Annotated in this window: 11 protein-coding genes; 1 reads left to right on the forward strand and 10 read right to left on the reverse strand. The window is 65.2% G+C overall.

Translation table 11 applies throughout. The features are described from left to right. The 7 genes from VNW74_RS12025 to VNW74_RS12055 form a co-directional block, all read right to left on the reverse strand. Window positions 1-1,151, reverse strand: a 1,151-nt coding sequence (locus VNW74_RS12025; RefSeq protein WP_325677036.1) for a cytochrome P450, incomplete at its 3' end; no start/stop codon positions are given. 99 nt (window positions 1,152-1,250) lie between these two features. After that, the gene (locus VNW74_RS12030) at window positions 1,251-2,054 is read right to left on the reverse strand and encodes an NAD(P)-dependent oxidoreductase (RefSeq protein ID WP_325677038.1); all 804 of its coding nucleotides are present in this window, start codon (window positions 2,052-2,054) and stop codon (window positions 1,251-1,253) included. Next, window positions 2,051-2,869 carry an NAD(P)-dependent oxidoreductase gene (locus VNW74_RS12035; RefSeq protein ID WP_325677040.1) on the reverse strand — a complete coding sequence of 273 codons (819 nt, stop codon included), beginning with the start codon at window positions 2,867-2,869 and terminating at the stop codon, window positions 2,051-2,053. Before VNW74_RS12035 ends, VNW74_RS12030 begins: the two co-directional genes overlap by 4 nt. Next, window positions 2,869-3,774, reverse strand: a complete 906-nt coding sequence (locus tag VNW74_RS12040) for an alpha/beta hydrolase (RefSeq protein ID WP_325677042.1) — start codon at window positions 3,772-3,774, stop codon at window positions 2,869-2,871. The genes VNW74_RS12035 and VNW74_RS12040 overlap by 1 nt, the downstream gene beginning before the upstream one ends. Continuing rightward, window positions 3,771-5,426, reverse strand: a complete 1,656-nt coding sequence (locus VNW74_RS12045; protein ID WP_325677044.1) for a thiolase C-terminal domain-containing protein — start codon at window positions 5,424-5,426, stop codon at window positions 3,771-3,773. Before VNW74_RS12045 ends, VNW74_RS12040 begins: the two co-directional genes overlap by 4 nt. Further along, the gene (locus VNW74_RS12050; RefSeq protein ID WP_325677046.1) at window positions 5,423-5,719 is read right to left on the reverse strand and encodes a ferredoxin; all 297 of its coding nucleotides are present in this window, start codon (window positions 5,717-5,719) and stop codon (window positions 5,423-5,425) included. The genes VNW74_RS12045 and VNW74_RS12050 overlap by 4 nt, the downstream gene beginning before the upstream one ends. Further along, window positions 5,716-7,023 (reverse strand): NADH-ubiquinone oxidoreductase-F iron-sulfur binding region domain-containing protein, encoded by a 1,308-nt coding sequence (locus tag VNW74_RS12055; RefSeq protein WP_325677048.1) that lies wholly within the window; start codon window positions 7,021-7,023, stop codon window positions 5,716-5,718. The genes VNW74_RS12050 and VNW74_RS12055 overlap by 4 nt, the downstream gene beginning before the upstream one ends. 36 nt (window positions 7,024-7,059) lie before the next feature. Here VNW74_RS12055 and VNW74_RS12060 point away from each other — a divergent pair, with 36 nt between their 5' ends. Continuing rightward, the gene (locus VNW74_RS12060) at window positions 7,060-7,533 is read left to right on the forward strand and encodes a hypothetical protein (RefSeq protein WP_325677050.1); all 474 of its coding nucleotides are present in this window, start codon (window positions 7,060-7,062) and stop codon (window positions 7,531-7,533) included. Window positions 7,534-7,547: 14 nt separating this feature from the next. On the opposite strand, the gene VNW74_RS12065 is transcribed toward VNW74_RS12060, so the two are convergent. The 3 genes from VNW74_RS12065 to VNW74_RS12075 form a co-directional block, all read right to left on the reverse strand. After that, entirely contained in the window at window positions 7,548-8,414 is an 867-nt protein-coding gene (locus VNW74_RS12065) for an alpha/beta hydrolase (RefSeq protein ID WP_325677052.1), read from the reverse strand. Between the two features lie 16 nt (window positions 8,415-8,430). Then, window positions 8,431-8,829 carry a Rieske (2Fe-2S) protein gene (locus VNW74_RS12070; protein WP_325677054.1) on the reverse strand — a complete coding sequence of 133 codons (399 nt, stop codon included), beginning with the start codon at window positions 8,827-8,829 and terminating at the stop codon, window positions 8,431-8,433. Window position 8,830: 1 nt separating this feature from the next. After that, the coding region (locus VNW74_RS12075) for an amidohydrolase family protein (RefSeq protein WP_325677056.1) at window positions 8,831-9,817 on the reverse strand (987 nt) is incomplete at its 5' end.

Below are 9,817 nucleotides of genomic sequence, written 5' to 3' on the forward strand. Positions count from 1 at the left end.
ACCCGTTTGCAGCCGTCCCAATCCACCTCGTAACGGGGCATGAATTCGAGCAGCTTCTCCAGTGCGATGCTGCTTTCCATCCGGGCCAACGCAGCGCCCAGGCAACTGTGAATCCCGTACCCCAGACCGAGGTGCTGTGCCTCGGTCTGGTCGCGCTCGATGTCGAACGTGTCCGCGTCGGTGAAGGCGTCGGGGTCGCGGTTCGCCGCGGCCTTCATCAAGAACACCGGCTTGCCGGCGGGGATCGTGCCACCGCTGGTGTGCGCCTCTTTCAAGGTCCAGCGGACGTTGTACTGAACTGGTCCCTCGTAGCGCAACAACTCTTCGACGGCGCCGGGGATCTTGCTGCGGTCTTCTTTCAGCTTCTCCCACTGGTCTGGGTTGTGGGCGAAGAGCACGGCCGCGCTGCCGATCAACTTGGTGACGGTCTCGGCGCCGGCCCCGCCCAGAAGCGTGGCAAAACCGCATATTTCAATATCGTCGAGCTTGCGAGTCTGACCATCCTCGGCGGGGATTTCGGCGGCGATCAGCTTGCTGAGCATGTCGTCGCGCGGGTTTTCCCGCCGTTCCTGCACCAGCCCGAAGTAATACATCGCGGTGTCGATGTTGGCCTGCATGCCGGCCTCACTGATCTCAATCTGTCCCGGTTCGCGGGACAGGCTGGTGTCGATCCAGTGCCGCAGCTGCTGGCGGTATTCCTCCGGCACTCCGGCCATCGTGGTGATGACTTCAACGGGGAACGGCCCGGAGAAGTCCTGCACGACGTCGAACCGGTTGGGATCGGCCGCGCTCAGGTACTTGTCGACGACCTCAACGACCGTGTCGTGCTGCGATTGAACGGCCCGCGGCGTGAAGGCCTTGTTGAGCAGGCTGCGCATGTGGCGGTGCTCCGGCGGGTCCATGAAAATGATGGACTTCTGCTCGGGGGATATGCCCCTGCGCACCATCGCCAGGTCGCAACCACGGCTCGAGGAGTAGGTCTCGAAGTCCTTGAGCGCGCCGGCCACGTCTTCGTGGCGGGTCAGCGCGTAGAAATCCTCTTTCTCGTCGTAGTACAGCGGTGCGTCCTCACGCATTCGTCGATAGATATCGAACGGATTGGTGAAGTACTCCTCGGAGAACGGATCGAAGACGACCTTCGGCTTGGTCATTGCACCCTCCTGCGCGCCCGGTCAGCGCCTCACGCCGTTACGACGGAATGCTTGACTGTAACGCTAACGGTAGACGGTTCGTGGCGGGTGGAAAAGACCTCATCTCACCCCCGGCATCGCCGCGCCGATGGCGTCGTCGAGGACACCCAGGTCACTGCCCAGTTCAGCGGCGATACTCCGGACCACGCCAACGTCTTTGGCGACGAATTCGCCGGCCGTGTCGATGAAGGACGCGACGGATCCGCCCGCGGCGACGATGTCCAGTACGCGACTCGCGGCGCTGCCGTGCGGAAGGGCGTTGAGCAGCGTCGATTCCGGCACGCCGAGCCGGGCAGCCAGCTCGACAGAGCCAGACAGCAACCCGATGTGCGCCGCGAACAGTGCGTTGTTGACCAGCTTCACCTTCTGCCCCGCGCCCAGCGAGCCGACGTGCAAGACCGGATCGCCGTAGCAGCTCAACGCCGGGCGTACCCGCGCCACCGCATCCTCGGCGCCACCGACGAACAGCGTCAGCGCACCTGCCGCGGCGTTGTGCGGGCCTCCGCTGACCGGCGCGTCGACGACGTCGACGTCGTGCGCTGCCGCGCGCACGGCGATGGTCTCGACCGTGCGGGGACTTCCCGTGGTGTGCACCACCAGGGCCGAGCCCGGCGGCATCGTCGCGAGCAGGTCGTCGGCCAGGCAGACCTGCTGTACCTGTTCGTCGGTGAAGAGGCAGACGATCACCGCGTCCGCCTGCGCGCTCACCTCAGCCGTGTGGGCGACGGTGGTGGCGCCCAGTTGGGCTATGGCAGCACGCTTCTCGGCAGAGCGGCCGAGCGCCGTGACGTCGTGGCCGGCCTCGACGAGACGGGTCACCATGGGACGTCCCATCCGTCCCGCGCCGATGAATCCGATTCTCACCGTGGGTGTTTCATCAGGGTCAGGGTGGCATCGGCCATGTCAAGCACGGCCCCACCGGGAACGGCGGCGGCATCGGCAAGGTCGGCGACCAAGCGCACGTCCTTCTGCAGCAGCGCCCCGGCAAGGCTGGCAAGACGGTCCAAACCGCCAGTGTCGCCACCAAGAGCGTTGAGCGCGAAGCTGTTCCCGCTGCCGCGCGAGATGACGTCGGTGAGCCGGTCCGGCGACACCCCGAGCGCCTCTCCGAGCACCAAGGCGGCGGCCGCCGTTCCCAGGTTGGCGGTGAACAGCAGGTTGTTCAACAGCTTCGTGGTTTGTCCGGAGCCCAGATCACCCAGGTGCACGATGGGGTTGGCGTAGGTCTCGAACACCGGGCGGCAGCGCTCGACCACGTCGGCGTCACCACCGACCATCACCAGCAGGCGACGTTCGGCCACCGCCGGAGCGCCACCGCTCACCGGTGCGTCGATAACCGAGACACCTTGTGCACTGGCCTTCTTCGCTAACTCATGGCATGTCTTGGGGTGGACGGTGCTATGGATGGCGATCACGCCGCCCGGCTTGAGCCCGGCCAGCACACCGTTCTCGCCGCCGGTGACCTGCTCGACGTCGGCGTCACCGACGACGCAGAGGCAGACGAGATCACAACTGGCCGCGAGTTCCGCCGGTGATCCGGCGACCTTGGCCGCGGTGTCGGCGAACGGCTCGAGTGACGCCGGTCGGCGGGCCCACAGTGTCGTCGGGAAGCCGGCGTCGACGATGCGCTCCGCCATCGGGCCGCCCTGACTGCCCAACCCTATGAATCCGACATGCATCAACCGGCCTCCAAATCGGGACTTTCACGCGTGCCTTGCTTTTGAGCAGACAAGCATTCCTCCGCAAACGCCAGAACAGTCGCGTGGTAGGCCGCGGCGGTGTGGCCGAGGCTGATGTTGTGCCCGGCGTCGGGTTGGTGATGGATGACGAACCGTGGCGCGTCCGAGAACATGGCCGCGACCTCCGTCATCGCCGAAGCGTCGGTCTCCCAGACCTTCTCGTGTTCGGCGATGCTGAAGTGCACCGGGACCCGCACCGCGGGCGCAAGCGCCGGAAAGTCCTGACGGGCCCAGTTGGACACCATGAGGTCCTCGTAGGGCGGAGCCCCCGGATACACCGTCGCTCCGTTGAGCACCTCGGGAGGATACAGTTCCGTTGGATGCCATAACAATTCGCGTAGGCCCGACGGGCGGCGTTCCCGGGTTGCCGTCTTGAGCATTTCGCGGGCCGCCGGGTGGTAATGCCGGCCGGTGCCGGCCAGTTCGATGCCCAGCAGATCGCCACCGCGTTCGGCCTGCGTGTCTGTGGCCATCCGCATTGTCAATTCGCATCCGCCGGAATGGCCCAGCAATAACACGCCCGCGCCGCGCGGCCGTTCGCCGAGAATGCGATCGACGGCCCCATACGCAAGCCGCACCCGCTGCTCGGGGCGAGCCACCGCTTCCGGATAGGGAGCCGAGCCGCCGTAGCCGGGGCGATCCAGTGCCACGACGGTGAATCCGTGCGCCGCACCCGTTCGCAGAAAAGACGATTCGGGGTGGCCCGGACAGTCGAAATAGATTGAGGTGGTGCCTCCGCCGTGAATGGCGACGATGACGGCCTTGGGGTCTTCAGCCTCGGCGAACAGTGCCGACATCGGCACGCCGTCGACGATGACGACTCTGGGCTGGGGCGCGGTGGTCATGTGTCGGCTCGCAGCAGCAGTACGCCGCTGGGCGTCAGGCCGCCGCTGCTGACCACGCCGACTCGAGCATCGGCGACCTGCCGCTGACCGGCTTCACCGCGCAGCTGGGTGACGGCTTCGTGCAGCAGGCCCATGCCATGGGTTCGGCCGTGCGACAGCTGACCGCCATGCGTGTTGAGCGGCAGCTGGCCGTCGCGGGCGATGTTCTTGCCGCCGTCCAGGAATTCCTTGGCCTCACCGATCCGGCAGAAGCCAAGCGCTTCGATCCAGGACAGGCAGTTCATGGTGAACCCGTCGTACAGCTCGGCCACGTCGACATCCTCGGGTCGCAGCGCGGTGCGCGACCACAGATGCGCGGATTGGCCGAGGACCTGCGGCTCGTGGGTCAATGTGCTTTGGTCCCAGTCGATCCGCTCGGTGATCTGTGTGCCCACCGCCTCGACCAGCACCGGCGGTTTGGCCATGTCGCGGGCGACATCGACGGCCGAGACGATGACGGCGATTGCCCCGTCGCAGGGTACGTCGCAGTCGTAGAGCCCGAACGGCGTGGTGATGGGCCGCGCGTTCAGGTAGTCGTCCATCGTCATCGGAGACCGGTAGACCGCCGACGGGTTGAGTTCGGCATTGGCGCGCTGGTTCAAGGCGATCCAGCCCAGCGTCTCTTTCGTCGTCCCGTAGCGATGGAAATGGCGCTGCGCGTTCTGCGCCAACGTGTGCGCCGCCGATGTGGCGCCGAACGGCATCAGCCAGTCGGCTCGGCGGCCCATGGACGGAACGATCTTGCCCTGTTTCATCTGCTCGTTGAAGGTGGCTTCCCACAGCGTCCGGAAGCACAGCACGTGACGGGCCAGCCCGCCGGCGATGGCCAGCATCGCCGCGATGACAGACCCGCCCGGGCCGAAGGTTTCGATCCCGCCGTTGTGCCACGTCGGTCGGATGCCCAGCGCGGCCTCCAGCGCGGTCACTCCGCCTTCGCCGAACCCGCCGAGGTTGCCCCCGCCGGGGTAGGTCGACAGGCCGTCGATGTCGTCGAGTGTCAAGCCGGCATCGGCGACCGCCGCCTCGCACGCGGCCACCGTCAGCGACAGCGGCGGCACCATCAACCGACGCCCGATCTCCGACATGCCGATCCCGGTGAGGGCCACCTTGTCTTCGAACTTCTCCGGTGTGAGCATCGGTCGGACATATTCACCGAAACGCTCCGGTGCGATTTCGTCGATTGGCAGCTCAGCGAGCTCGGCGTCTTCGACAGGCCGGAACAGCGGTAGCCACACGTCCTCGACCCGCTCGAAGACGACCTCCACTTGCTGACCGAGCTGCAGATGCTCGGGGTCGCACTCAACGATGTTGGTGGTCAACCGGACCCGCGGATCCTCGGCGATCGCCACCTGGGCCACGACGTATGGTGCGGGCAAGCCGGGCAGGCTGAACCGGTGATTGACGGTGAATCCGGCCAGCGTCGCGCGACCCGACACCGCCCGAACTTCTAGCCGGTGCGAGCGGCAGTACCGGCAGATCGGTGCCGGCGGATGGATGAGCGCATCGCAGTCGGCGCAGCCCTGCAGCCGCAGCGTGCCGTCTGCACCCGAGCGCCAGAAGAATTCGTTATCGTCGGTGACCAAGGGCAGCGGGCGTCCGGTGTTCTGCGTCAACGCGTGAAACCCCACTCCGCTTCGTTGGCCTCGGTTTTGAGGTGCTCGGCGGCATCCTCGGCACCGCCCGACCTCGGATGCGGCTCGCCGTCGTGGTGCTCGCCCCACTCGGTGATCGCGTGCACCGGGCAATCCAGTAGCGCCCGCAGCACGTCGTCGCGGTCACCTTCGGCGACTTCGCCGTTGCCTTCCAGCGACGCGTATCCCCAGTCGTCGAGCGAGAAGTAGTCCGGCGCATGCTTGGCGCACGCGCCGAAGCCGTCACACACGGTGCGGTCGAGACGGATTCTCATGTCAGGCTCACCGCCTCCACCTCGTAGGGACGATCGGCTTTGAAGGCGACGAGTTGGCATGTCTGGCAACCGTCGTCGAGATGACTCTGGACCAGGTCGGGGAAGTTCTTTAGCAGGCTCGCGGCGATATTGGTCGCGGCGTCCAACGTCGCGCATGCGCCGCGCCCGCGAAGCACCACTGACCAGCGGCGCAACCTCGCCAGATCCTCGTCGGTGGCGACACCGTCGCGCAGTGCCGTGGCGACGGCGGCCATCGCCGCGGTCCCGTTGAAACAGGAACCGCATTGCCCGGCGTTTTCACGGTCGAAGTACGCCAGCACGGACGCGGCGACGGCGACCGGGCAGTCGTCGGTGATCACTGCTATCGCACCATTGCCCAGGCCACTACCAAGGCCGCGCAGGGTCTCATGGTCCAACGTGGCGTCCAGCACCGAGCGATTGAGCAAGCCGGCGAAATAGCCCCCCAACAGCGCACCTCTTACCTGCTCAGGCGAAATACCGTGCAAGGTAAGCAGTTCGGCGAACGGCAAACCGTGCGGGATCTCGTAGAGGCCGGGCGGTCGGCCGCCGCCGGTGAGGGTTACCAAGAAGGTGCCGGTAGAAAGCGCCGTGCCCAGTGAGCGAAACGCGGCTGAGCCGTGGCGTTGCAGGTAAGGCAGATTGGCCAGGGTCTCGACATTGCTCACCAGCGTGGGGAGCTCGCCGACACCACTCTGAAATGGTCGTGGCGGCTTGTCCGTCGGTTTCACCGGACCGCCGTTGATCGCGCGGATGGCGGCGGTCTCCTCGCCGGCGATGTAACCCGGTTCGACGTTCCACACCTCGACCGTGATGCCGCCCAACGCGTCTGGTTCTACCTCGGTCAACGCGGTCTTTACACTGCGCGCAGACTCCGGGTCCGACACGTACACGTAGGCGCGGTTCGCGGACACCAGCGCAGCGGCAAGCCGCAGTCCGTCGAGGATCAGGTGCGGCCGGTGCCGCAGCAACCAGCGGTCTTTGATCGAAGCGGGTTCGCCCTCTTCACCGTTCGCGACGACGACGGTGTCACCGGCAGCGGGCATGTAGTCGCGCACCGCGCGCACCTTGACCGCGAGCGGAAACCCGGCACCGCCACGTCCGAGTAGTCCTGCGGATTCGACCTCACCGAGTAGTTCGTCAGTTCCGACGAGCGGCTGGTATCCGTCAAGTCCCCGGTACGCGGCGATGTCTTCTCGGGTTTGGTCGCCCTGGTCGCCCAGCAGCCTGGGCGTGAAACCAGGCGACGAGGCGATTGTGATCGCAGGCGCAGCGCTGGTCTCCATCAGCTGCCCCTCAACGTCGCAGTTAGGCTTGCGCACATGCGGACTGCAGTCGTGCGCGTCAACGTCGACCCGGAGAATGCGCTAGCGCCTGCACAACTAGCGGAGGGCATGGCGGTGCTCCTCGGGCTTGTCGGCCAGGTGGGCGGCGACGTCATCCTCAAAGATCTCGGGGCCATGCCTGCCGGTCGCCGCGAGGTAGAGCTGTTGATCGCCTGCGATGACGTCGACGCGGCCAAGCAAGTAGCGATTGACCTGTGCACGAAAGCTTTTGTCGCCACCCCGGTGCCCGGCGTGGTCACCTTCGTCAGCAGGGGAACCGATGACGACGCGCACGGTGTGTTGTCCGGTTTCGGACTCACCGGCGAAATTATCCGGACGCCTGGCGATGACGGCTTCGACATCGTCCACGTGACACTGCGCGAAGCCGACCTCGAGCGCATTCCGGAAAGCCGGATCCATACGGCGCTGGAGGCGTCGCTGAACTGCGAGGTCCACATTCGCACTATCTAGTGCATTGTGAGACATCACGATCCCAGGAATTCCAGGATCGCGGGGGCCGCCTGCACCCAGGTATCAAACATGTTGAAGTGCTGCACTCGCCCCGCCGCGCGGTCTTCGGACGCGCGCTCCCAGGCATCCTCCGGCCAGGGCGGGTCGATCAGCTTCGATCCCTTGATCAGACAGCTGACTTCCAGCGACGTCCGCTTGGGGTGATCCATGTCGTTCTCGCCACCACGAATGATCAACGTGGGGACTTGGATTCGATCGAACATCTCGTCCTCGACACCCGGAATCGTCTGCCCAGGCTTGGAAACGAACGCGTTGAGCCAGCGCAGCATGACCTTGAGGAACTCGTCGGAGTCGAAGTCGAGGAACCGCTGTTTGTTGGCCGGGTTTTCCTCGATCCGGTCGCGCCATTCCTGCACCTTCACCACGCCGTCCATTCCGGTACCGCGCACCGCCAGAATGCTTGGGACGATGTAGAAGGAACCGAGCACGAACGTGCCGTAGATCCCGCCGACGATGTTCCACACCACGAGCTTCTCCACGAGTTCTGGGTAGAGCATCGTGGTCAGCATGGAATCCCTTGCACCACCGGAGCCGCCGGCCAGGATGCACCGCTCAACACCGAGGGCGTTCAACAGCTTCTTCAGCGTCTCGGCACGCATGTGAGACTCGCTCTGCCCGTAAAACTGCACTTCGGAGGCACCGCAATTGGGTCGGTCCCAGAGCAACACCCGATAACCCCCGGCAGCCAATGCCTCAGCCAGGGGACGTAGACCGGGAATTTCCTTGCTGAACCGGCCTCCCGGTGTCAGGGCTATGAGATCGCCCGACTCGCCGAGGATTTCGTAGACGACGTTGCCACCGTTCACCTCGATAGAAGACACAGATTCTCCTCCTACGTCAGGCCATCACCAGGACGTCGTTGCCGATGACTCGCACCGGGTAGGTGCGGATGCTCCATTCCGGTTTGACCGTGGTCGTGCCGGTCGCAAGCTCGAAACCCCATTGGTGCCAAGGGCAATAGATGTATTCCTTGTCCCGCACCATGACCGAATCGCCGGGTGCGGTCTCGTCCACAATGGTGTGTCCTCGGGTACGTCCCGAGCACAGCGGACCACCTTGGTGTGGGCAGTAATTCGCGATGGCGTAGAAAGTGCCGTTGACGTTGTAGACGCCGACACCGTGACGTCCGATCGGGACCAGCTTGTGCTGGCCCGGCGGGATCTCGTCAACCGTGGCAACAACATGCTCGCGGCCCTGGGCGAGACGGGGCTCGGGCCGCTTGGTGTCTTCCGGCAATTCAGAGCACCCGGACTTGACCCTCGAGGACGGGAACCGTCTCCGGAAGGTGATAGGTCGCGATGCCGTTTTTGTACATCACCGCGTCCCGGGCGTATTTGGGCAGGTGCTTGACCAACCAGCGCGGGTCATCGAAGGTCCAGTGCGGGTAATCCGAGGAAAAGAGCAGGATCTTTTCGCACTCCATCCATTCCAGCGCGCGGGTCAGCTCGGTCTTGTTCTCGGGGTAGTCCAGCGGCTGCGTGGTGAACTTGATGTGTTCCTTGACGTATTCCGACGGCTTGCGTTTGATCTCCACCCAGGATTTACGGGCTTCGTAGATCGCGTCCATGCGCCACATCAGCGGCAGGATCCAGCTGAATGCGTGCTCGACGAACACGATCCGCAAACTCGGGAAGCGGTCGAAGACGCCGTCGAAGATCAGGCTCATCACCTGGTTGGCGGCCAGCAGCGAATAGGTGACCATGAAGTCGTGGTTGTAGCTGGGGTATCCCACCGGCGGGGCCGGCAGCTCGTCGAACTGGCTGCGGGACAGGTGGCAGCTCACCGGCATGTCGTGTTTGCTGGCTGCGGCCCAGATCGGGTCGTACTTCGGGTTACCCCAGGGGGGCCGCGGCTCGGCCTTGATCAGAATCTGCGCCATGTAGGGGTGCCCGGCCCACTTCTCGATCTCGCGGGCCGACTCTTCGGGCTCCTCGATCGCGGCGCAGATCGATCCGCGCCACCGCTGGTGCCAGTTGTTGTGGCTGTCGAGCCAGTGGTTGGCCTGCCAGTCGTTCAAGGCGGCCGCCATCGCGTGCTGCGCCTCGGGGATCCGCGCCGGGTAGGCGCCGGGTTCCAGAATGCCGATGTCGGAACCCGCTTCCATGATCAGCTGGCGGAACGCCATGTCCGGGTCGCTGCCGGGGAACTCGCCGTCCGGCGGGAATGCATCGGTGCGCATCGCGTAGGCGTGCGCGTAGTCGGGGGCGTCGTAGTAGATCTGGTC

Origin of the sequence: Mycobacterium sp., from assembly GCF_035570115.1 — a bacterium.
Lineage (GTDB): Bacteria > Actinomycetota > Actinomycetes > Mycobacteriales > Mycobacteriaceae > Mycobacterium.